We start from the raw sequence: 21448 nt of genomic DNA, 5'->3' as shown, positions 1-21448 counted from the left end.
TATGTGTCGACGCTTAGTGTTTCGACGCCGGGTGTTTCGGTAAGGACGCCGGGTAAAGGTCCAGGGCGTGTTCCTCTACATAGTCCAGGGCGTGGCGGATCGCGCCAAGCGACACGATCCCGTCGCCCAGGACCGAGGCAGCCAGCCGCGGGGGAGTGAAGGTGAAGTCCGGCAGCTGCTTCGCAATGCCAGGAAGCAAAGCTTGGGCCGAGGGTGCCACGCCGCCTGCAATGACCACCAGCTCAGGGTTGACCAACGTGGCGATGGAACCGATCACCCGGGCCATGCGCCCTGCCACGCGCTCCAGGGCCTTCAAAGCGGCGTGGTCGCCGTCGGCTGCTGCCTTAAAGACCATTTCAGCGGTCAGTGCGGCGGGATCGTGGCCGCAGAGTTCGCCCAGTACCGAGTTGTCCCCCGGCGATTCAAGGGCCTCCTGTCCCCAGAGCACTGCGTAGTGGGCTATTCCGTAGGTGTCGCCGACGCCGTCTACGTTTTCGAGGAACCCGAGCTCCCCGAATCCGCCACGCTGGCCGTGCAGCAAGCGGCCGGACTCAAGGATGCCGGAACCCAGCCGGTCGCCGGCCAGCATGACCACCAGGTTGTCCACGCCTTGGGCTGTGCCCTGCCATCGCTCGGCCAACGCGGCCAGGTTGGCATCGTTTTCCAGAAGTACTTTCCATCCATGCCGCTCGGAGATGATCCCGCGGACATCGAAGGACTTCCAGAATTCCTGGGCGGTCAGGACTTCCCCGTCACGGCTGACCGGGGCAGCAACTCCGACGGAAACGGCCAGTACGGAGTCCGCTGTCGCGCCCGCCTTCTCCAACGCGTCTGCTGCGATCTTGTCCAGGACATCGGCACGCTCATCGGCGCCCACGGTGTCCGTCCGGAAGGACATAGTGACTTGGGAGAGTGGAGTGCCGGCCATGTCAGCCACGATCGCGGTGATCTTGTTGGCGCCGATGTCGATTCCGATCACGGTGGCCGCGCTGTCGTCGAAAACGAAGCGTCGGGCCGGCCTGCCTTTGACGTATTCCCCGGCTCCCCGCTGGTTCTCCAGTTCCTGGAGCCACCCGAGCCTGACCAGTTCGTCGCAGATGGAGATGACCGTGGCGCGGGAGAGTCCGGTGGACGCCATCAGTTCCGTGCCTGTCACCACTCCGGCGCCGCGCATGGCCTTGAGCATCGCGCCGGCATTGACCCGGCGGACGAGTTGGGTGGACGGAGCAGTTCCGGTCAGCATTCCGACTCCCGATGGATGAGGAAGCCGCCCATCGGAGTGACGGGACGGTGTATCTAAATTTAGTGCATAAATTTAGATGACAACACATTTCGTCCACCACTTGACGCTGTGGCGCCCATCACCCAACATTATCGATGGGTTATAAATTTATCACCTATCAAAAGTTGGGGACGAGGCCGCGGCCGGCCACTCCGCCATGGCATGGAAGCCATCCGGAGTTCCCGCGACGAAAGGACTACGGAGTCTGTGAAAGCAACGCGCAGGAAACGCCTGGCGGCGATGGTTTTGGGGTTGGCCCTCCTGGCCGGTCTCCTCTCGGGCTGTACCGGGGCACCAGGCAAGGAGACCATCCGCTTCACCTTCAGCAAGCGGGAGGCCATCGGCTTCATGACCAAGCTCGTCGCAGACTACAACGCCTCCCAGGACAAAACCGAGGTAGTACTGGACACCTCTGGCGTTGACGTCGTTTCGGCCAGTTTCGTCAGGGGCAACCCGCCGGACGTGGCCTTGGCGAATTACAACATGGAGACTTCCCGCTTCGTGCAAAGGGGAGCACTCAGTGACTTGTCCGGCACTGAAGCTGCCGGCCGTATCCGTGGGGACCTCCAGCCGCTTATGGACCAGTACGGTTCCTATCCCGGCCGCACCAGTGCATTGCCGTACTCGGTCATGGCGTCCTCGGTGATCTACAACAAGGAGATCTTCGCAGCGCACGACATCGCCGTGCCCAGGACCTGGAGCGAACTGATCGCAGCGTGTGATGCCCTGAAGGCAGCGGGCGTCACCCCCTTCTACGCCACGTGGAAGGACGACTGGACGATTGCGCAAGGATGGTTCGACTACTCGGTGGGCGGCCAAGTGGACACCCTTGACTTCTTCAAGAAGCTCGACGCCGAAGGCACCCGGGTGGGGCCGGATTCATCGGCGTCCTTCCAAAAGGACTTTGACCAGCCCGTGGGGAAGATGCTGACGCTGGCGCAGAACTACGTCAACAAGGATGCCGCGAGCCGGGCGTACGGGGACGGCAACCTCGCGTTCTCCCAAGGCAAGGCGGCCATGTACCTGCAGGGCCCCTGGGCGTTCAGTGAAATTGCCAAGACGGCCCCCGGCATGGACCTGGGTACGTTCCCCTTGCCGATGACCGAGGACCCCCAGGATCTGCGCGTCCGCGTCAACGTCGACCTTGCGGCCTGGATCCCGGAAGCGTCACAGCACAAGGAAGCCGCGCGCGACTTCCTGGAGTACCTTTACCGTCCTGAAGTAATCGACTCCTACAACGCATCGCAGCTGGGCTTTGCGCCCACCAAGGATTCCGCCAAGGCCACCGACCCCCGGGTTGCGGGAATGGTGGAGTACTACGCGCAGTCCCGCGTGTACCAAGGCCCATCGGTGCTGGTTCCGCGCACCATCCCCATCATGAACTACACGCAGGCAATCGTCTTCGGCGCATCCCCTGCATCCACCCTCCGCACACTCGACGCAGATTGGGCGCGGCTGGCGTTCCGCCAGTAGTGCAGATTCCAGGGAGTCAGACACATGTCCAGCATGACCACGTCATCCACATCCACCACGTCCGGCCAAGGGCAAGCCCGCCGGCAAAAGGCCGGCCCCGCACTGCGGAGCAAGCGCCGGGTGGAACCCATCTTCTACTTCTTCCTGGTGCCGAGCCTGGTCCTGTTCACCCTGGCCATCACGGTTCCCGGCATTATCGGCATCTTCTTCAGCTTCACCGACTCCATCGGAATCGGGGACTGGGACTTCGTCGGCCTCACCAACTACATCGCGATCTTCAGTGATCCTGCCATCCTGCAGAGCTACCTGTTCACGTTCGGTTTTTCGATCGTCACGGTAATCGCCGTCAACCTGGTCGCCTTCCTGCTGGCTGTGGGACTGACCGCGCGCATCCGGATGAAGACAGCACTGCGGACGGTCTTCGTTATTCCGATGGTGGTCTCCGGCATCATCATCGCTTACGTCTTCAACTTCCTGTTCTCGAATTCCCTGCCCGCGGCCGGCGCTGCGGCAGGAATCCCGTGGTTGGAAAACAGCCTGCTGGCCAACCCGGACCTCGCATGGATCGCGGTGGTGCTGGTGACTGCCTGGCAGGCCGTTCCGGGAGCATTGCTGATCTACATCGCGGGGCTGGTGGCCGTGCCGGGGGATGTCTACGAGGCCGCCGAGATCGATGGTGCCGGAAAGTTCCAGCAGCTGACAAGGATCACGCTTCCACTCGTTGCCGGCTATGTGGTAATCAACGTCATCCTCGGTTTCAAGGGCTTCCTGAACGCCTTCGACATCATTGTGGGGCTGACGAACGGTGGCCCGGGAACCTCCACCAGAAGCATCGCCATGACAGTGATTGCGGGCTTCAACGGCGGGGACTACGCCTACCAAATGGCCAACGCCACGATCTTCTTCGTGGTCGCCATCCTGATCTCTCTCCTTCAGCTTTCGCTGACTCGCGGACGGAACGCACTCTGATGACCACTCAAGCCACCCTCACCATTGATGACACCCAACGCGGGACCGGTACCCGGACCGACCGGCGGAAGAAAGCTGCTCCGTCCCCGGAGCGCGTCAACTGGCCGGCAACCACCATCCTTGTGCTGTGTGCGGTGACTGTCCTGCTGCCCCTGTATGTGACGATCTCAATGGCCTTCAAGACCCAGGGTCAGGCAGTGGACGGCAACGCATTTTCCCTTCCCGCACCGTTCAGCATTGACGGGTTCGTCCAGGCATGGACCTTGACGAATTTCCCGGTGGGCGCTGCGATGTCGTTGCTGGTCACGGCGGGGACCGTCGTGGCCACCATCGTCCTAGCTGCCTTTGCCTCATATGCAATCGTGCGCAACTGGGAACGCCGGTTCTTCAGGTACTCGTTCTTCTACCTGCTGGGTGCCATGTTCATTCCGTTCCCGGTAGTTGCCCTCCCGCAGATCCAACTCACGGGCCGCCTCGGACTGGACAACCCTTTCGGCGTCATCCTCTTGGCGACCATGTTCCAGCTGAGCTTCAGCGTGCTGCTCTTCACGGCGTTTCTGCGTTCAATCCCCATGGAACTTGAAGAGAGCGCCAGGATTGACGGAGCCACCACGTGGCAGACCTTTTGGAAGCTGATCTTCCCGCTCCTGGCACCCATGAGCGCCACAGTAGGGATCTTTGCCTTCCTCTATGCGTGGAATGACTTCATGATGCCGTCGCTGATCATTTCGGATCCGGCGCTGCAGACGCTTCCGGTCCGGCAAAACCTGTTCCAGACCCAATTCAGCAACAACTACCACGTGTCTTTTGCCTCGTACCTGATGGCGATGGCACCGGCAATCATTGCCTACCTTTTCACGCAGAGGTGGGTCATGGCCGGTGTCACCCAAGGCGCCGTCAAGGGCTAGACCAAATATTGACCTTCCGCGACCGGCGTTTCATACTGGTCCCGGAGCTAAATTTAGATTCTAAATCAAAGGAGTTTCGTGAGCACCTCCGCCACTCAGGCACACCGAACCGACGCAGACCGCATGTCCGATCCCAACTGGTGGCGCCAGGCGGCTGTCTACCAGATCTACCCGCGTAGCTTTCATGACGCGAACGGAGACGGTCTGGGCGACATCAAGGGCATCACGGCCAAGGTTCCCTACCTGAAAGAACTGGGGATCGACGCCGTCTGGCTGAGCCCGTTCTATCCGTCAGCGCTCGCCGACGGCGGATACGACGTCGACGACTACCGCAACGTGGACCCGAAGCTCGGGACGCTCGAGGACTTCGACGAGATGGCAGCTGCCCTGCACGCAGCCGGCATCAAAATCGTGGTGGACATCGTCCCCAACCACTCCTCCGACCGTCACGAATGGTTCAAGGAAGCCCTGGCATCGCCCAAGGGCTCAGCGGCTCGCGAACGCTACATCTTCCGTGACGGCAAGGGCGAGAACGGCGAGTTGCCGCCGTCGGACTGGGACTCGGTGTTTGGCGGACCCATCTGGGAACGGATCACCGAACCCGACGGCACCCCGGGGCAGTGGTACCTGCACATCTTCGCCAAGGAGCAGCCGGACTTCAACTGGGAGAACCCGGAGATCCGGGAGGACTTCCTGAAGACCCTGCGCTTCTGGTCGGACCGCGGCGTGGATGGTTTCCGCATCGACGTAGCCCACGGCATGGCCAAAGACCTTTCCGAGCCGCTGCCCATGAAGGCGGACCTTGAGGCAAAGGCCCACGGCACCGACGGCTTCATTGACGGTTCCCACCCGTTCTGGGACCGCGACGAAGTCCACGAGGTGTACGCCGAGTGGCGCAAGCTTTTCAACGAGTACAACCCGCCGCGCACCGCTGTGGCCGAGGCCTGGGTCCACGAGTCCCGCCGTGCCCGTTACGCCAGCCCGGAAGGTCTCGGCCAGGCATTCAACTTCGACCTGCTGCAGTCCGACTTTGATGCCGCGTCGTTCAAGAAGATCATCACGGACAATCTGGTGGCCGCCAAGGAGTCCGGAGCTTCATCCACGTGGGTCTTCTCCAACCACGACGTCGTCCGGCACGCCACACGCTACGGCCTGCCCAAGGGTGGTTCCGTGGCGCAGGGAACCAACGCGGCGCAGGACATCACGGGCGGAGAGCCCAAAGGCCAGGACGGAAAAGGCTGGCTGCTTGCCGGCGCGCCGGCCGAGGAGCTCGACGTCGAACTCGGCTTGCGTCGCGCCCGCGCCGCGACGCTCCTGCTGCTTGCGCTTCCGGGCTCCGCTTACCTGTACCAGGGGGAGGAACTGGGCCTTCGCGAAGTAACGGAAATCCCCGACTCCGAACGCCAGGACCCGTCGTTCTTCAGGAACCCGGGCGTGGAGATCGGCCGCGATGGTTGCCGTGTCCCGTTGCCGTGGACTGCGGAGGGCTCCTCCTTCGGCTTCGGTACCGGCCAGGCGCACCTGCCCCAGCCCGAATGGTTCGCGGACTACGCCGTAGCAAAGCAGGAAGGCGTCGAGGGTTCCACCCTGGAACTGTACCGGCGGGCACTACGCCTGCGCAGTGAACTGCAAACGGATGAAGAACTCGAGTGGGTGGAGACCGGCAACGCCGAGGTGCTGCACTTCAGCCGGCCCGGCGGATGGCACACGGTCACGAACTTCGGCGGGGAGCCCGTTGACCTGCCGGAAGGTGAGCTTGTCGTCGCAAGCGGTCCGTTGGACAACGGAAAGCTGCCGTCCGACACCACGGCCTGGATCGTTGCCAAGGCCTAAAGGAGCCACATTGACCAATGCGAACGGGCGGGGACGCCTCATCTATGGCTGCATGGGGCTCGGCGGTCCTTGGGACGGCACGTCCTACGGTGCTGCCGAGATTGACCAGGCCGCCGCTGTGATGGACGCTGCACAGGGCATCGGGATAAGCCTTTTCGACCACGCGGACATTTACCGCAACGGAAAGTCCGAGGCCGTGTTCGGCGAAGTCCTCGCCCGTTCGCAGGGTCTGCGCGAAAAGATCACGCTCCAAACCAAGTGTGGAATCAGGCTGGGGGAGCGGGGCCTGCAAACCCACTACGACCTGAGCCGTGAAGCGATTCTCGAACGGGTCAACGAAAGCCTGAAACGCCTTCAAACGGACTACGTGGACCTCCTGCTCCTTCACCGGCCGGATCCTTTGATGGACGCGCGCGAGGTAGCTGACGCCGTCGGGCAGTTAATGGCCGAAGGCAAGGTGCGGCAATTGGGTGTGTCCAACATGTCCGGCGCTCAGATCGCTTTCCTGCAGGACGCGCTGGAGACTCCCATCGTGGCCAACCAGCTTGAAATGAGCCTGCTTCGCAGCGACTGGCTGGAGAGCACCGTGCTGGTCAATCATCCCGGGGATGCGGGCTACAGCTTCCCGCACGGAACCTTGGAGTACTGCATGTCCCACGGGATCGAGCTGCAGGCCTACGGTTCCCTGGCCCAGGGGCGTTATACAGGTGCGAAGTCCGGTGACCTGTCCCTGGCTGAGTCGGCAACAGCGACGATGCTCGAAGAACTGGCCGGCGTGCACGGCACAACCCCTGAATCGGTGCTGCTTGCCTGGCTGATGAAACACCCGGCCCGCATCTCGCCGGTGGTTGGAACGACCAATCCCGCCCGGATCAGAGCGTGCGCCGACGCGGCCAAGGATATGACCCGGGCGCAGTGGTATGGCCTGTGGACAACGGCGCGCGGAAGCAACCTCCCCTAACCCGGACTGACCTTAACCCGGACTGAGTCGCAGTCGGGATCGTTCCCGGCGTTCGGAACGATCCCGACTGCGACTCAGCCGGGTTAAAACAGCAACACATACAGGCCCCTACGAAACGGCAGGCGCAGTCACCGGAGCGACTACGGAGTACGTGCTTGAGTCGCCCTGGAGCGCCTGGCTCGGCTTGCCTTCGATGCTGAGCGGGATGTCACCGGCAATGGTCACCCGGTTGAGCTTGCGCGGCTGGCCGTCGTAGTTGTCCGGTGCGTAGTGCTGTGTGATGCGGTTATCGAACAGGACCACCTGGTTCGGCTCCCAATTCACCCGGACCACGTTCTCCGGACGTGTCACATACGCCTGCAGCAGACGGATGATGTCCTTCGACTCGGTGTTGGACAAGCCCACGATCCTGAGCCGTTGCGCGAAGCCCCCAATGAACAATCCGCGCTCGCCGGTCAAAGGGTGGACCCGCACTACAGGGTGGGCCGTCTCGAACTTCAACCGGGTGAATTCCTTGCGGCGTTCCTCGGCGTTCTGGTGTTCCAGGTTCTTGGGCACCGAGTAGTCGTAATCGTTGGTGTGGATGGCCCACAGGGAATCGGCGAAGGTGCGCAGCTCATCGGGGAGGTCCTGGTACGCGCCGGCCGAGGACGCGATCAGGGTCTCGCCGCCATAGGCGGGCAGGTCGATGCTGCGCAACGTGGAAGCCTGCGGCGGGTTGACCACGAAAGTGACGTCCGTGTGCCAGTTGTTGGCCGAGCCGTTCTCGCTGTCCACGGGAAGGACGTTCTCTTCGCCCTCCACCGATGCCACTGTCGGGTGCGCCTTGGTGAGCGGGCCGAAGTGCGAAGCGAACTTCACCTGTGCCTCATCGCTGAGGATGTTCGCCTCCCGGAACACCAGCGCCTTGTGTTCGTTGAGCGCTGCCCGGATCTGCGCAACAGTGTCCTCGCTGAGGTCTCCGCTGATGTCCAGCCCGCGGATTTCGGCGCCGATGCGTGAACCGAGTTTGGCGAATTCGAGCTTGGTTTCCGTAATGACGGTCATGGTTCTGTTTCCTTACTTGTTGTGATGGTTGCGGCGGATGCCGCGGGGGTGGTTTCTAGGAAGCTGCGGCGCCCACGGCGGTCCGCCAACGGGAGAAGTGCCGTTCAAGTCCGACCAGCAGGAAGTTCACGCCGAGTCCCAGCAAGGACACCGTGAGGATGCCCGCGTACATGTCCGGGATCAGGAAGCTGCTCTGCGCGTTCACGATCAGGTAGCCCAGACCAGCCTTGGCGCCCACCATTTCAGCAGCAATCAGGACCAGGATGGACGCGGTGCCGGCCATGCGGATGCCCGTGAAGATCGTGGGAACGGCAGAGGGCAGGATGACCTTCTGGAACAGCTGGAAGCTGTTGAGCCCCAACGACCGTGCAGCCCTGATCAGCAGCGGGTCCACGGTCTTCACACCGGCGATCGTGTTCAGGAGGACCGGGAAGAACGCAGCGTACGCCACGATGCTGATCTTGGATTCCTCGCCAATGCCCAGCAGCAGCGTGAACACCGGCAGCAAGGCCAGCGCTGCCGTGTTCCTGAACAGCTCCAGCAACGGGTTCAGCACCGAGTTCAGTCGTCCGTACCAAGCGATGAGGAGGCCCAGCGAAACGCCCGCCACCAGGGCCGCGCCGAAGCCGGCTACCGAGCGGGTCAGGCTGGCCGCGATATGGCCCTGGATGGTCCCGGATTCGAACAGCTTTCCCCACGCCAGCAGGACCTCATGCAGCGGAGGCAGGAACACCCGCGTCGATGGACTCGCCAGGTACGTCGGCCCCAGCTCCCACAGCGCCAGGAACGCCACGATCGCTGCGGACTTCCACAAGCCCGAGCCGAGCGCCGCGGTGACCCGCCGGACCCGGCCGGCTGCCGGCGTCGAACGTTCCGTGTGGGGGTCCTGCGTGCGGGAAGGTGCGACGGCGGTCCTCGCACCGGTCGCGACGCCGGCCTGGGGTGCCGCTTCTTTTTGCGTAAGCGTGGTGGTCATCAGGCTGCGCTCCTTTCGGGGATGGTGGCGGGTTCGTCAGGGGCGCTGCCGTCGGGCAGGATCTTGCGGTGGCCCGCGTCCTGTGCCCGGCGGACTTCGTCGTGCAGCAGGGTCCATACCTGATGGCGGTGCTCCACGAAGGCGGGGTGGGAACGGATGTCCTCGTCGCCCTCCCGGTCCGGGATATCGATGTCCACGATTTCCTTGAGGCGTCCCGGGCGGGCGCTGAGCACGGCAACGCGCTCGCCGAGGTACACGGCTTCGTCGATGCCGTGGGTGATGAACACGATCGTCTTGCCCGTGGCCTTCCATATCCTGAGGAGCTCGTCCTGGAGTTGCTCGCGGGTCTGCGCGTCCAGGGCTGCGAACGGCTCATCCATCAGCAGCACATCCGGCTCGTAGGCCAGGCTCCGGGCGATGGCTACACGCTGCTTCATACCGCCGGACAGCTCGTGCGGGTAGCGGTCCTCGAAGCCCGCCAGGCCCACCAGCGCCAGGTACTCGCTGGCTTTCGCGGCGCGCTCACGGCGGTTCAGTTTCCTGCCATCCGGGCCGGCTCCTTCAAGCCCGATGGACACGTTGGCCGAGGCCGTGCGCCAAGGGAACAACGCGTACTGCTGGAACACCACGGCCCGGTCCTTGCCCGGTCCGGTTACTGCCTTGCCGTCCACCAATACCTCTCCCGAGGTGGGCGTGGAAAGCCCGGCAAGCAGGTCCAGAAGTGTGGTCTTGCCCGAACCGCTGGGCCCCACCAAGGTGAGGAATTCGCCGTCGCGGACATCCAGGCTGAGGGAATCGATGGCTGTGAGCGTCGTCGCGGGAGTGGACTTCGAGGCCCGGACCGTAAATTGTTTGCTGACGTTCCTGAGGCTGATCTTCGCGGTCATGGTCATCCCTTCTTCGCAGCGGCGAGATCGTTGAAGTCGTTGGTGTAGTACTTGGACGGCGTCAGCTTGTCCTTGACGATTCCGGCCGAGTTCAGCCACGCCTCCCACCGCGTGAAGTCCTGGTCCTGGATCACGCCTGCATCCGGCACGCCGGGGCTCTTCCAGAACTTCAGGTTTGCCGTGCTTTCGTTGCGTCCGCGGCTTTCGATGATCTTGGTGAACCGGGCAATGACTTCATCACGCGGTGTTTCCGCAGCCCACTTGATGGCCTTGGCAACGCCCGTGGTGAAGGTGCGTGTGGTGTTCGGGTTTTTTTCAATAAAGTCGCTGCGGAGGACGATCTGGCCGCCGGCGAAGTTGCCGAAAAGTCCAACATCGCTGAACAGGGACCGCAGGCCGCCGGCCTCAATGGCCCGGTCCTGGAGGACACCGCCCAGGGTGCCCGCATCCACCTGTCCGCGACGGATTGCTTCTTCCGTGTCGTTGGGGGCCAAAGGAACCAGCTGGACCTGCTTGATCTCGTCCTGGCTCAGGCCGTTCTTGGTCAGGTAGCTGTTGATGACGGCTTCATGGTGGGCGCCAAGGGTGTTGACCGCGATCTTTTTTCCGATCAGGTCGCGGGGTTCCTTGATGGAGCTGTCCGCCTTGACGTAGTAGCCGCTGAAGGTTTTCTCATCCGAACCGTAGTAGTTGACCACAGCCTTGACGGGGGCTCCGGCCTCGATCAGCTTGACTACCGCGCCGGAGAACGCGCCGCCGAAGTCTGTCTGGTTCGTCGCAGCGGACTGGATGTCCTGGGGACCGCTGGTGGTGTTACCCACCCAGTCGAGTTTCAGGTCGCCGAGGTATCCGAGGTCTGCCGCCAGTTCGGGGAAAGTCACGTTGTTGGCCGAGCCCTGGTACCGAAGTTCTTTGACTTCGTTGCCAGGCTGGCCGCCTTGTCCGGCTTCGGCTGCACCGCCGCAGCCGCTCACCGTCAGCGCTAGTACGACGGCGGCCGCGACGCTCAGGAGGGGCAGATGCAGTTTCATGGGAGCTACTTTCGATGGGTTGGGGTGGGTTGGGTTGGGTGTCGGGTGAGCCGGCTGACGCAATGGCCGGGGACCTTGCGCAACGGCTTGGGAACGATGAAAGCCCATGGCGACGGCGTGTGGGAAGTGGCGCGGTAACGCCCGGAAACGCTGCGAAACAGCCCGAAACGGGGCGAAATCCTGAGCCACGTCCGGCAACCGGAGGACTCAAAGACGCCGTATTGAGTCCCGTGAACAACAGCGACAGGTGCGCCTGAAATGACTGGCGCGGACCGCCGTCGGACGTTCATACTGCGGGACTCCACAGTCATATGGGGTTTAGTTCGTATTGATCCTCACAAGGAGGCCGAATTCTTCGCCTAGCGGGCGGCAGGGCAGATACGGTAGATACATGACGTCTAGCATCGCCGCCGAATCCATTCGGCCCACCCGCAACATTCCCGCCGACATCGCCCGCTCATGGCTTCTTGTGAACGCGATGAAAACGGAGCTTTTCGACGAATCCGCGGGTTCGCGCGCTGACGCCATCATTCTTGACATCGAAGACGCCGTGGACCCGTCCCAGAAGGACGCTGCACGCGAGAACGTGGTGAACTGGCTGACCGCAGGTGGCCAGGCCTGGGTCCGCATCAACGATGCCACCAGCAAGTTCTGGGCCGACGACCTCGCAGGACTGCGCGGAACTCCCGGCTTGCTCGGCGTGATGCTGGCCAAGACCGAGTCCGCCGACCAGGTCACCGAGTCCTACCACCGCATGGACGGCAAGACTCCCGTTATTCCGCTGGTTGAGTCCGCCCTCGGCATCGAGGAAGCCAACAACATTGCCCGTGCGCAGGGAGCATTCCGGCTCGCGTTCGGTTCGGGCGACTTCCGCCGCGACACCGGCATGGCGGCCACCCCGGAAGCCATGGCGTACCCGCGGGCCAAGCTCGTCGTCGCCAGCCGCGTCGGCAACCTGCCGGGACCGATCGATGGCCCCACCGTCGGCACCAACCACCCCATCCTGCGCGAGCAGACCGGAATCACCGTGACCATGGGCATGACCGGCAAGCTTTGCCTGGCCATTGACCAGACCACTGTGATCAACGAGGTCATCAGCCCCACGCCGTCCGACGTCGCCTGGGCCACCGACTTCATGAACGACTTCGAAGCCAACGGCCGCGTGATCCGCGATGGCTCCGACCTCCCGCGCCTGGGTCGCGCCGAGAAGATCATGAAGCTCGCCGTCGCCTTCGGAGTCCAGCCTTCGCTGTAGGCATGCCGGTCAGGTAAATATGCTCGTCCACGGAGTCGTTTGGGACTCTTCCTCTGCGGCGTTGCGGCTTTGGTCGCCGGAGTCGGAGTTCACTGATGTTGCGTTGGCCCGGGGCTCAGCCCTGGGCCTGCGCGTTTCCCCCGGTTTGTGGTGCCTGGGCCACAGCAAAGTCCACGGCCCGGGAGAGCGCACGCACGTTCCCTGCCCCAGCGGCTCTCCTGCCGAACGGGGCAAGCAATGCGGGACCTGCTTCGCCCGCGATGATTCCCGGCTGATGCACGACTTCCACCGGGGCGGCTCCGTTCCCACCGGCCTCCGCGCGTACCTGATGCAACCGCATTGGCTCTACGTGGCTACCTTCGCGAACGGGGCTACCAAAATCGGTACCGCGTCGGCGCCGCGCAAATGGAACAGGCTCGCGGAGCAGGGAGCGGTTCACGCTTCCTACGTAGCCCATGCTGAAGATGGCCGTGTTGTCCGGGTCCTGGAGGACCTTGTGACCCGCGAGCTCGGCCTCGTGCAGCAGGTCCGTTCCGCTGCCAAGGTGGCCGGACTCGTGGAGCCGCGCGACGCCGTCGAGCTTTCAGCCGTGAACCGGCAGCACGCCGGGCGCGTGCGCAGCTTGCTGGGCGGGCTGGCCATGACCGGTTTTGTCGTGGTGGAGGAAGAGTGGGACAGGCCCGCCCTGGCCGACACCCTCTGCACTGTCCGTCCCGGCGGCGTGCGTCACCGCTACCCGGCAACGTTCGACGACGGCGGGCACGGCCTGCGGATCCACTCACTGTCCGGGGCGATCGCCTTGGCGGGCCTGCCGGACGCTGCAGGCAACGAGGTCGAGGGCAGCTTCGTTGCCGACCTGGGCGCCTTGAAGGGCCGCAAGATCGAATTCGGTCCGCACACTACCGAGATCCCGGCCTTGCAGGACTCGCTCTTCTGACCTCCCGTTGCGGCGAGGGGCGACATCCCGACCCTAAAAAGGGCTTCTTTCCACTTCTTTCCCTTGAAACCCAACCCCTCGCACCCACCCCGCTAGACTTGGACGGTGCTAGAACAATTCTGGGCCACCGCCTCCACCTCCTACAAAGCGCTGGTTTTCAGCGCCATGGGGCTGATCGCTGTGGGACTCATCCTGTCCATTGTTGGGAACACCACGGGGAACCAGGCGCTGGCCATGGCCTCTTTGCCCGTGATCGGTGTCGGCTTGATCCTGCACGTCACCGGAATGGTGGTCCGGGGCCAGAAGATCCGCAAGAGCTACAAGAAGTAGCGTGCCCGCGGTTTTCACGCTGCCCGGGAAGCCGCCGCCCGATAGGGTTGGACCATGAGTATCAATCCGGACCTGCAGGGCCGCAGCTACCCTGCCGCAGAGGTTTACGACGTCGGCCGTGAAAAAATCCGCGAGTTCGCCAAGGCCGTGAAGGCCACCAACCCGGCGCACTTCGATGTTGAGGCAGCAAAGGCCCTGGGCCACAGCGACCTCGTGGCACCGCCAACGTTCGCCATTATTGTCGCCCAACGTGCCGATGCCCAACTGGTTGAGGATCCCGAATCGGGGATCGACTTCTCCCGGGTGGTCCACGCCGACCAGCGGTTCACGCACCACCGCGCGATCGTTGCCGGCGACCGTCTGGTAGCCGAGCTGCATGTCGACGGCGTCCGGGCCATGGGTGGGGGAGCGATGATCACCACACGCTCCGAAATCTCCACGGAAGCCGGCGAGAAGGTCGCCACCACCACCTCGTCCATTTTGGTCCGCGGAGAGGGACAGTAACCATGAGCCACACATTCGAAGAACTCAGCGTTGGCCAGGAGATCGGCACGCGGAGCATTCCCGTCACCCGCCAGGACCTGGTGAAGTACGCAGGAGCCTCGGGGGACTTCAACCCCATCCACTGGAACGAAGCATTCGCTACCTCCGTGGAACTCCCGGGCGTCATCGCCCACGGCATGTTCACCATGGGCGCCGCAGTCCAGTTGGTGAGCGACTGGGCAGGCGACCCTGCCGCCGTCGTCGATTACCAGACGCGCTTCACCAAGCCGGTCCTGGTCGCCGACACAACCGGCACGGATGAGGCCGGCGCTGTCATTGACGTCACCGGCGTGGTGGGAGCGCTCGACGCCGATGCCCGCACCGCCCGCATCGACCTCACCGTGGTAGCGGCCGGACAGAAAGTCCTCATGAAGTCGCAGGCGGTTGTGAAGGTCTCTTGAACCAACAGAACACCACCCCACACGGCAGCAAGCCGAGCGCCACTGCGACTGCGATGTTGCGGTGGCGCGCCGCTGTTCTGGCGTCCTATGCTGCCAGCGGGGTGGCCTTCGCTACCTGGGTGTCCCGGCTGCCGGCCATCCGGGACGGCCTGGACCTGACTCCGGGCGGCATCGGGCTGCTGCTGATGTGCATGACGGTGGCGTCCTTCATCTCGATTTCAGCCTCGGGCCTCATCGTGCTTCGGCTCGGTCCCAAGCTCACCACGAGAATCGGCAGCTGCATGGTGGGGGCGGGGCTGGTTGTGGTCGGTATCGGGACCTCGCTTGCCGCCAATCCGTTAGTGGTTGCCGCAGGACTGGTAGTCCTCGGCCTGGGTACGGCAAGTTGGAATACTGCGTCCAATGTCGAGGGTGCGGCGCTTGAACGCGAACTTGAACGGCACATCATGCCGCACCTGCACGGCGCGTTCAGCCTGGGAACCGTGGCTGCGGCGGGCTTCGGGGCCTGGGCAGCTGCCGTGCACATGCCGGTGTTCTGGCACTTCCTGATTTCCGGCTTCGTGGTGACGGCCTCGGTGGTGACTGCCGGCTTCTGGTTCCGCTCGGAAAAGACCGCCCAAGCCACCTCTAAATTCAGCCCCCACGAGACCGATACCTTCCGGGATCCCTCCACGGGCCCGCTGCCTGTTATTACTCCAACGCCGGCCGGCCAAGAGGGCGGCAAGGCAACCGCACCGCTGGACAACAAACGGCTTGTGGCCCTCGCATGGCGTGACCGCCGGACGCTGCTGATCGGAGTCCTTGTCCTTGGCCTGGCTTTGGCTGAGGGTGCGGCGGGTGACTGGGTGGCTCTGGCACTGGCAGACGGGCACGGCCAAAGCGACGCAGCGGGCGCCGTAGGTTACGGGGTGTTCGTGACGTTCATGACCATCGGCCGCTTCACGGGGACGGTCATCCTCGACCGGTTCGGGCGGGTGCTGGTGATGCGCTGGTGCTCGGCCACCGCCGTCGTGGGTCTTGCGCTTTTCGTGTTTTCACCGGTTCCGTGGCTTGCGTTCGTTGCGCTGGCGGTGTGGGGACTGGGCGCTTCGTTGGGCTTCCCCGTCGGAATGTCTGCTGCCGCCGATGATCCCGTTCATGCCGCCGCCCGCGTCTCCGTGGTGTCAACCATCGGCTACGGAGCGTTCCTGTGCGGTCCTCCGCTCCTTGGATTGCTGGCAGAGCACTTCGGCATCCTCCATTCGCTGCTGGCCCCTCTGGCGCTCTTGGTGGTCAGTTTCTTCCTGGCACCCTTGGCGGGCAAGCAAAAGGCCTCGTCGGTGGAGCCGGCCGATGCCCGTTAGGCTTGATCAGTGACCCAGATGCTTCTTTCAGACTTGACCACAGCTGCCGTCGGCGGCCCCGCAGGGAACTATGTTGAAGCCCGCACCGAAGCCGAAATCATCGACGCCGTCCGCTCGGCAGACGCCGCGGGGGAGAAACTCCTGATTATTGGCGGCGGGTCCAATCTGCTGATCTCCGACGACGGTTTCCCCGGCACCGTGGTAAAAATCGCTTCCGAGGGCTTTACCGTGAACTCCGAGGACAGCTGCGGCGGTGTCTCCGTGGTGGTCCAGGCGGGCCACAACTGGGATGCGCTGGTGGAATATTCCGTGCTGCACGCGTGGTCAGGCTTGGAGGCGTTGTCCGGCATCCCGGGTGCCACGGGCGCCACCCCGGTGCAGAACGTTGGCGCGTACGGCGCGGACGTGTCACAAACCATTGCCGCGGTCCGGACGTGGGACCGGGAGCGCAACGCTGTCCAGACCTTCACCAATTCCGAGCTGAAGTTCGGCTACCGTGACTCAATCCTGAAGCAAACCACTGTTGAGGGATCCCCGCGCTACGTGGTCCTGACCGTGGAGTTCCAGCTGCCGTTGGGCCGGATGAGCGCCCCGGTCCGCTACGCGGAATTGGCCCGGGCGCTGGGCGTAGAGGCAGGCAAGCGTGCCTATTCGAACGACGTCCGCCGGGAAGTCCTGCGGCTCCGGGGATCCAAGGGCATGGTCCTGGACGCGTCCGATCGCGACACCTACTCTACGGGTTCCTTCTTCACCAACCCCATTGTCCCCGCCGACCAGGCGGCAGGGCTGCCGGAGAATGCTCCCAAGTATCCGGCCGGTTCAGACGGCCTGGTGAAACTCTCCGCTGCGTGGCTGATCGACCAGGCCGGATTCGGCAAGGGCTTCGGGCTGGAGGAGACCAGCGTTTCCGGGGGGCGGGCTTCCCTGTCCACCAAGCACACCCTGGCCATCACCAACCGAGGCTCGGCCTCCACGGAGGATATGCTCGCCATCGCGCGCGAGGTGAGGGCTGGCGTCGTCGAACGCTTCGGCATTGAACTGCACCCGGAGCCGCTGCTGATCGGCGCCAGCCTCTAATCCCCTCGCGTGTTCCCGCGAGGGGCAAGCTTTCGGGTGTATAGGGCGTGGCTTAGGGTTGAGATCCCGCCCCTCGGCGCGTGTGGGCTAGCGTGTGCGGCGTTCGGCGATTGGCAGCACCTTGTTGAGCAGCAGGAACGTGAGTCCGCAGCTGACCGATCCCAACAGGAAGATCTGGCTGAACGCGATGCTTTGCGGCGACGGGCCGCTGGGCATGAACACGCCGGCCGTGGCGAATCCCACCAAGCCGAGCAGCAGCACGATCGCTCCGAGGAGGAAGCTGCGGACCTGCGCTGCCGCGGCGGGGTAGTACCAGGGTTCCGGGGCGTCGTCGTGGCGATCCGCAAGGGGCTGGCTGGCCGCTGCCGTTCCGATCAGCAGCGCCGCCGCAGCGGTTGCCACCAAGCTGACGGTCTGGATGGCTTGCATGGAGGGGGAGAGGCTTACTCCCGTTCCCACCGCCACGATCAGCCCGGAGCCAAGTCCCACGAGCGTGCAGAACCAGCCGGCGGTTGCCAACCACCGGCTCAATGGCCGCACAAACGGAGCGAGATCACCAAAAAGCATGAATTCATCCTAGGAGCCGCTGCTGGGTGACGGCTGGGAGGCGCGGCAAGGTTCCCTGTACTTGCCGGTCCTTTTAGGATGAAGCATGCCTGCACCCCTCACCCCGCGCGTCCTGGGCCGCTTGCGGCTCGCCGCCCAAGGCCTGTTGGGTAACGGCCTTCCGACCGTCCCCGATGCCGTCCGTTGGATGACCGCCATGCAGGCACAGGACCTTGGCGCTGCGCTGTGGGCGGTGGGGCAGCGGGTTCCCGGTATTGCGGCCTCCGACGTCCGGGCGGCCCTCGACGCCGGGACGGTGGTGCGTTCGTGGCCGATGCGCGGCACGTTGCATCTGCTGGCACCAGAGGACCTCCGTTGGATCTTGGGCATCACCAGCGGCCGCTTGATGAACATGGTGGCCGGGCGCCACCGGGAACTTGCCATCACGCCCGACGACATAGCCCACTGCCGGGACATCGCCTTCACAACTTTCGACACGCTCAAAACCGAAGGCGCGCCGGGCGCAAGCCGCGAGCAGCTTTTCCTCGCGTTCGAGGAGGCCGGCCAGCTCACCAAAGCCCAACGCGGCATCCACCTGCTCGGCAGCCTCTGCCAGCGTGCATGGCTGGTTCAGGGGCCCATGGCGGTGTCCAACGGCAAGGTGGGCGTGCAGCAGCTGTTTGTGCCTTTCGATGAATGGATCCACCAGTCAAGGGAGCTGGACAGGGAGGAAGGCATCGCTGAGTTGCTCTTCCGCTATCTGAGGAGTCGCGGGCCGGCCACCATCAAGGATTTCTCGTGGTGGAGCCAGATCCCCTTGAAGGAGGCGCGGGCTGCCCTCGCTACAGTCCGGGACGGCCTGGTTGAGCTGGAGTCCGGCGGCACCAGCTACTGGCTCTCGCCGGAGTCAGCTGCAATGCTCGACGACGGCGTCCCCGGATCGCGCTCGTTGCTGGCTCTTCCCGGGTTCGACGAATACCTGCTCGGCTACCAGGACCGGAGCCTGGTCCTTGCCCCTGAATTCGCGGGGCTGGTGGTCCCGGGAAAGAACGGCGTGTTCAAGCGGATCATCGTCTCCGGGGGTGAAGTGATCGGGACTTGGGCGAGGACGGCGAGTGGCAAGACCATCGGAGTCGAGCCTGAGCCGTTCGCGGGGACGTTGGGACCAGCGGCGGAACGGTCGTTCCAGGCACAGGGCTGGGCATACCTGAAGTTCATGGCCGGCTGACCTGCTCGCTACGCCTCAAAGTCGTTGTCGGCCCGCTGTTTCGTTGCAGCCCAACGACGTTGTTGCGGGTCCGCGACGTTATTAGGGGCTGCGCGCCAAGGGCCGTCTCCGCGCGGGCATGGTTTGATGCGGCACTTGTCCACATACGGCGGAAATGGGATGTCCTGACATCCTGGACCAACTCACGATGAATGCATGCAATCGCGAAAACTGGATGCACTAATAGCCGCCAATTGGCCTGACAGCACCATTGCTGTTACGTCGGACCTCGCAGGAAAAGGCTTGGGCGCCCGCGTGCTGACAGCGGGTGTGCGCTCCGGCAAGCTTATTCGGGTAAGACGGGGCGCATACGCCCGAAGCTCAGACTGGCGTCGCCGACCTCCCTGGGAGCAGGACCTGCTGAGAATCCAAGCACACCAGCTTAGTTCGCGCTCGGCCATTCTTTACAGCCATGCCAGTGCCGCGCGCCTGCATGGATGCGCACCGTGGGATGGTGGGCCCCTGGTGCACGTCACCACGCCGTTCTCGCCGGCCCAGACAAGTTCCGGGGAGGATGTACGGGCACATGGTGCAGCGCTGGAAGCTGCCGAGATTGTTGAGATCCTGACTCCTTGGGGGCGACCCGCCAGAGTGACGAGCCTGGAGCGCACTGTCGTCGATTGTGCCCGGACCCTGGAATTCGAACGGGCACTGGTGGTCGCAGACCAAGCCCTTCGCAGAGGGGCGGATCCGGTGTTGATTCAGGCTTATGTGGACGGGGGCCGGATCACGAGAGGCGCTCGACGCTTGCGGCGGGTGCTGGACGCAATGGATGGCCGTTCCGAATCTGTGGGCGAGACCCGGACGCGTGCTCTTTTGGAGAGGCTGGGAATCCCGGAAGCCGTGCTTCAGCTCGAAGTCGATACTCCCATCGGTCGCTACCGCGGAGACTTCGGATGGCCGGACAGCAAAGTTATTCTCGAGTTCGACGGCCGTACCAAGTACTTCGACTATGCGCCCACTGACGAGGTGGTCTTTCAGGAACGGAGACGTGAGAAAGCACTCAATGCATTGGGCTGGGACGTTATCCGAATCGAGTGGCAGGATCTCGGCAGGCCGTGGGAAGTGGAACGGCAAGTGAAGACTGCCTTGTCGAGGCCAGAACGTCGAAAACCCGCTGTTCCGTTGCAGGGCAACAACGGAACAGCGGGCTAGGGACGTGACAATGCCTGGGTTAGAGCTTGCCCGTCACGATGTTGAGCATGCGGCGCAGGGGCTCGGCTGCGCCCCACAGGAGCTGATCGCCCACGGTGAAGGCGCTGATGTATTCCGGACCCATTTCGAGCTTGCGGATACGGCCCACGGGGATGTCCAGCGTGCCTGATGCCGCAACCGGGGTCAGGTCTGCCATGGAGGCTTCCTTGGTGTTCGGAACAACCTTGGCCCACTCGTTGTCCTTGGCCAGGAGGTTTTCGATCTCCGTCACAGACAGGTCTTCGCGCAGCTTCAGCGTGAGGGCCTGGGAGTGGGAACGCATGGCTCCGATGCGGATGCACAGGCCGTCCATGGCGATGTGGTCTTTGCCCGCGGTTCCGGTTCCGGTGCCGAGGATCTTGTTGGTCTCGACGCCGGCCTTCCACTCTTCCTTGGACTGGCCGTTGCCGAGGTCGGCGTCGATCCAGGGAATCAGCGAGCCCGCGAGCGGCACGCCGAACTGCGTGGCGTCAACCCCGGTGCGCTGGGTGGCAAGCACCTTACGGTCGATCTCCAGGATGGCCGATGCCGGGTCGTCCAGTTCGCTGCTGACCTCGTTGTTGAGGGTGCCGAACTGGTTGAGGAGTTCGCGCATATGGCGCGCGCCACCGCCGGAAGCGGCCTGGTACGTCATGGACGTGCCCCACTCCACGAGGTTGTTCTTGAACAGGCCGCCGAGGCCCATGAGCATGCAGGAGACCGTACAGTTTCCGCCGATGAAGTCCTTCACGCCGCCGGAGAGTCCGGCGTCGATGACGTCGCGGTTGATGGGGTCCAGCACGATGATCGAGTCATCGTTCATGCGCAGGGTGGAGGCAGCATCGATCCAGAGGCCGTCCCAGCCGCGGCTACGGAGTTCACCATGGACCTGCTTGGTGTAGTCGCCGCCCTGCGCGGTGACAATAATCGGCAGCTTGGCAAGCGTCTCAATATCGAACGCGTCCTCGAGCTTGCCTGCCCCCTCTGCAAAGGACGGGGCGGCACCTCCTGCGTTCGAGGTGGAGAAAAATACCGGGTTGATGTTGGCGAAGTCGTTCTCTTCCTGCATGCGCTGCATCAGGACTGAGCCGACCATGCCACGCCAACCGACCAGTCCAACGGACGGATTAGCTGCTGTAGTCATTCACCAAGTCTAAACTTTCGAAGCAAAGTGCCGCTGTTGGTTACGTCACGCACGCGAAGCACGAC

At 63.7% G+C, this 21448-nt stretch carries 21 protein-coding genes; 14 read left to right on the top strand and 7 right to left on the bottom strand.

The genetic code is table 11. The features are described from left to right. Window positions 1–13: 13 nt before the first annotated feature. A complete protein-coding gene (locus tag PV760_RS01085) occupies window positions 14–1243 on the bottom strand; it encodes an ROK family protein (protein ID WP_110503813.1) in 1230 nt (409 codons plus the stop codon). 279 nt (window positions 1244–1522) lie between these two features. On the opposite strand from PV760_RS01085, the gene PV760_RS01080 reads away from it, so the two are divergent. From PV760_RS01080 to PV760_RS01060, 5 genes are all read left to right on the top strand, one after another. Continuing rightward, the gene (locus tag PV760_RS01080; protein ID WP_354626970.1) at window positions 1523–2755 is read left to right on the top strand and encodes an ABC transporter substrate-binding protein; all 1233 of its coding nucleotides are present in this window, start codon (window positions 1523–1525) and stop codon (window positions 2753–2755) included. A 24-nt stretch (window positions 2756–2779) separates the two neighbouring features. After that, a complete protein-coding gene (locus PV760_RS01075; RefSeq protein WP_079580789.1) occupies window positions 2780–3724 on the top strand; it encodes a carbohydrate ABC transporter permease in 945 nt (314 codons plus the stop codon). After that, on the top strand, window positions 3724–4632 hold the full coding sequence (locus tag PV760_RS01070) for a carbohydrate ABC transporter permease (RefSeq protein WP_018776743.1): 909 nt from the start codon (window positions 3724–3726) through the stop codon (window positions 4630–4632). Before PV760_RS01075 ends, PV760_RS01070 begins: the two co-directional genes overlap by 1 nt. A 78-nt stretch (window positions 4633–4710) precedes the next feature. Beyond that, window positions 4711–6465 (top strand): glycoside hydrolase family 13 protein, encoded by a 1755-nt coding sequence (locus PV760_RS01065; RefSeq protein WP_354626936.1) that lies wholly within the window; start codon window positions 4711–4713, stop codon window positions 6463–6465. Window positions 6466–6475: 10 nt separating this feature from the next. After that, window positions 6476–7426, top strand: a complete 951-nt coding sequence (locus PV760_RS01060) for an aldo/keto reductase (RefSeq protein WP_354626935.1) — start codon at window positions 6476–6478, stop codon at window positions 7424–7426. A 108-nt stretch (window positions 7427–7534) separates the two neighbouring features. On the opposite strand, the gene PV760_RS01055 is transcribed toward PV760_RS01060, so the two are convergent. From PV760_RS01055 to PV760_RS01040, 4 genes are read right to left on the bottom strand one after another with little or no spacing between them, the layout of a single operon-like run. Beyond that, window positions 7535–8473: a TauD/TfdA dioxygenase family protein gene (locus PV760_RS01055; protein WP_055971613.1), complete on the bottom strand. Its 939-nt coding sequence runs from the start codon at window positions 8471–8473 to the stop codon at window positions 7535–7537. A gap of 55 nt (window positions 8474–8528) precedes the next feature. Further along, window positions 8529–9449 (bottom strand): ABC transporter permease, encoded by a 921-nt coding sequence (locus PV760_RS01050; RefSeq protein ID WP_354626934.1) that lies wholly within the window; start codon window positions 9447–9449, stop codon window positions 8529–8531. Continuing rightward, entirely contained in the window at window positions 9449–10336 is an 888-nt protein-coding gene (locus PV760_RS01045; RefSeq protein ID WP_354626933.1) for an ABC transporter ATP-binding protein, read from the bottom strand. The genes PV760_RS01050 and PV760_RS01045 overlap by 1 nt, the downstream gene beginning before the upstream one ends. 2 nt (window positions 10337–10338) lie before the next feature. Next, window positions 10339–11367: an ABC transporter substrate-binding protein gene (locus PV760_RS01040; RefSeq protein WP_018776737.1), complete on the bottom strand. Its 1029-nt coding sequence runs from the start codon at window positions 11365–11367 to the stop codon at window positions 10339–10341. A gap of 391 nt (window positions 11368–11758) precedes the next feature. On the opposite strand from PV760_RS01040, the gene PV760_RS01035 reads away from it, so the two are divergent. The 7 genes from PV760_RS01035 to PV760_RS01005 all read left to right on the top strand — a co-directional run bounded on the left by PV760_RS01035 (window position 11759) and on the right by PV760_RS01005 (window position 17253). Further along, window positions 11759–12622 carry an HpcH/HpaI aldolase/citrate lyase family protein gene (locus PV760_RS01035; RefSeq protein WP_018776736.1) on the top strand — a complete coding sequence of 288 codons (864 nt, stop codon included), beginning with the start codon at window positions 11759–11761 and terminating at the stop codon, window positions 12620–12622. Between the two features lie 19 nt (window positions 12623–12641). Then, entirely contained in the window at window positions 12642–13559 is a 918-nt protein-coding gene (locus tag PV760_RS01030) for a DUF2797 domain-containing protein (protein ID WP_079580778.1), read from the top strand. 105 nt (window positions 13560–13664) lie between these two features. After that, window positions 13665–13889 carry a DUF3188 domain-containing protein gene (locus PV760_RS01025; protein WP_018776734.1) on the top strand — a complete coding sequence of 75 codons (225 nt, stop codon included), beginning with the start codon at window positions 13665–13667 and terminating at the stop codon, window positions 13887–13889. Window positions 13890–13943: 54 nt separating this feature from the next. Next, entirely contained in the window at window positions 13944–14393 is a 450-nt protein-coding gene (locus PV760_RS01020; protein ID WP_018776733.1) for a MaoC family dehydratase N-terminal domain-containing protein, read from the top strand. A gap of 2 nt (window positions 14394–14395) precedes the next feature. Then, window positions 14396–14833 carry a MaoC family dehydratase gene (locus tag PV760_RS01015; RefSeq protein WP_018776732.1) on the top strand — a complete coding sequence of 146 codons (438 nt, stop codon included), beginning with the start codon at window positions 14396–14398 and terminating at the stop codon, window positions 14831–14833. A gap of 53 nt (window positions 14834–14886) precedes the next feature. Then, window positions 14887–16176 carry an MFS transporter gene (locus PV760_RS01010; protein WP_416428667.1) on the top strand — a complete coding sequence of 430 codons (1290 nt, stop codon included), beginning with the start codon at window positions 14887–14889 and terminating at the stop codon, window positions 16174–16176. Between the two features lie 9 nt (window positions 16177–16185). Further along, entirely contained in the window at window positions 16186–17253 is a 1068-nt protein-coding gene (locus tag PV760_RS01005; RefSeq protein WP_026267014.1) for a UDP-N-acetylmuramate dehydrogenase, read from the top strand. 87 nt (window positions 17254–17340) lie between these two features. Here PV760_RS01005 and PV760_RS01000 read toward each other — a convergent pair whose 3' ends face one another. Then, window positions 17341–17820: a hypothetical protein gene (locus tag PV760_RS01000; protein WP_018776729.1), complete on the bottom strand. Its 480-nt coding sequence runs from the start codon at window positions 17818–17820 to the stop codon at window positions 17341–17343. A gap of 85 nt (window positions 17821–17905) precedes the next feature. On the opposite strand from PV760_RS01000, the gene PV760_RS00995 reads away from it, so the two are divergent. Both PV760_RS00995 and PV760_RS00990 read left to right on the top strand, forming a co-directional pair. Then, window positions 17906–19027, top strand: coding sequence for a winged helix DNA-binding domain-containing protein (locus tag PV760_RS00995; RefSeq protein WP_354626931.1), 1122 nt, complete (start codon window positions 17906–17908; stop codon window positions 19025–19027). A gap of 504 nt (window positions 19028–19531) precedes the next feature. Beyond that, complete coding sequence (locus tag PV760_RS00990) at window positions 19532–20221, top strand: DUF559 domain-containing protein (RefSeq protein ID WP_235503006.1); 690 nt, start codon at window positions 19532–19534, stop codon at window positions 20219–20221. A gap of 19 nt (window positions 20222–20240) precedes the next feature. Here PV760_RS00990 and asd read toward each other — a convergent pair whose 3' ends face one another. Continuing rightward, window positions 20241–21383, bottom strand: coding sequence for an aspartate-semialdehyde dehydrogenase (gene asd / locus PV760_RS00985; RefSeq protein WP_055971632.1), 1143 nt, complete (start codon window positions 21381–21383; stop codon window positions 20241–20243). Window positions 21384–21448 lie beyond the last annotated feature (65 nt).

The sequence above is a fragment of the Paenarthrobacter sp. CC6 genome (genome assembly GCF_040560085.1).
GTDB lineage: Bacteria > Actinomycetota > Actinomycetes > Actinomycetales > Micrococcaceae > Arthrobacter > Arthrobacter nicotinovorans.
This window is presented reverse-complemented; position numbering and strand designations above follow the sequence as displayed.

Coding starts and splice junctions, on each gene's coding strand:
- PV760_RS01010 (WP_416428667.1), top strand. CDS start 14,887: ATGTTGCGGTGGCGCGCCGCTGTTCTGGCGTCCTATGCTGCCAGCGGG.
- PV760_RS01045 (WP_354626933.1), bottom strand. CDS start 10,336: ATGACCGCGAAGATCAGCCTCAGGAACGTCAGCAAACAATTTACGGTC.
- PV760_RS01035 (WP_018776736.1), top strand. CDS start 11,759: ATGACGTCTAGCATCGCCGCCGAATCCATTCGGCCCACCCGCAACATT.
- PV760_RS01030 (WP_079580778.1), top strand. CDS start 12,642: ATGCTCGTCCACGGAGTCGTTTGGGACTCTTCCTCTGCGGCGTTGCGG.
- PV760_RS01020 (WP_018776733.1), top strand. CDS start 13,944: ATGAGTATCAATCCGGACCTGCAGGGCCGCAGCTACCCTGCCGCAGAG.
- PV760_RS01070 (WP_018776743.1), top strand. CDS start 3,724: ATGACCACTCAAGCCACCCTCACCATTGATGACACCCAACGCGGGACC.
- PV760_RS01085 (WP_110503813.1), bottom strand. CDS start 1,243: ATGCTGACCGGAACTGCTCCGTCCACCCAACTCGTCCGCCGGGTCAAT.
- PV760_RS01040 (WP_018776737.1), bottom strand. CDS start 11,367: ATGAAACTGCATCTGCCCCTCCTGAGCGTCGCGGCCGCCGTCGTACTA.
- PV760_RS01000 (WP_018776729.1), bottom strand. CDS start 17,820: ATGCTTTTTGGTGATCTCGCTCCGTTTGTGCGGCCATTGAGCCGGTGG.
- asd (WP_055971632.1), bottom strand. CDS start 21,383: ATGACTACAGCAGCTAATCCGTCCGTTGGACTGGTCGGTTGGCGTGGC.
- PV760_RS01015 (WP_018776732.1), top strand. CDS start 14,396: ATGAGCCACACATTCGAAGAACTCAGCGTTGGCCAGGAGATCGGCACG.
- PV760_RS01075 (WP_079580789.1), top strand. CDS start 2,780: ATGTCCAGCATGACCACGTCATCCACATCCACCACGTCCGGCCAAGGG.
- PV760_RS00995 (WP_354626931.1), top strand. CDS start 17,906: ATGCCTGCACCCCTCACCCCGCGCGTCCTGGGCCGCTTGCGGCTCGCC.
- PV760_RS01080 (WP_354626970.1), top strand. CDS start 1,523: ATGGTTTTGGGGTTGGCCCTCCTGGCCGGTCTCCTCTCGGGCTGTACC.
- PV760_RS01055 (WP_055971613.1), bottom strand. CDS start 8,473: ATGACCGTCATTACGGAAACCAAGCTCGAATTCGCCAAACTCGGTTCA.
- PV760_RS01050 (WP_354626934.1), bottom strand. CDS start 9,449: ATGACCACCACGCTTACGCAAAAAGAAGCGGCACCCCAGGCCGGCGTC.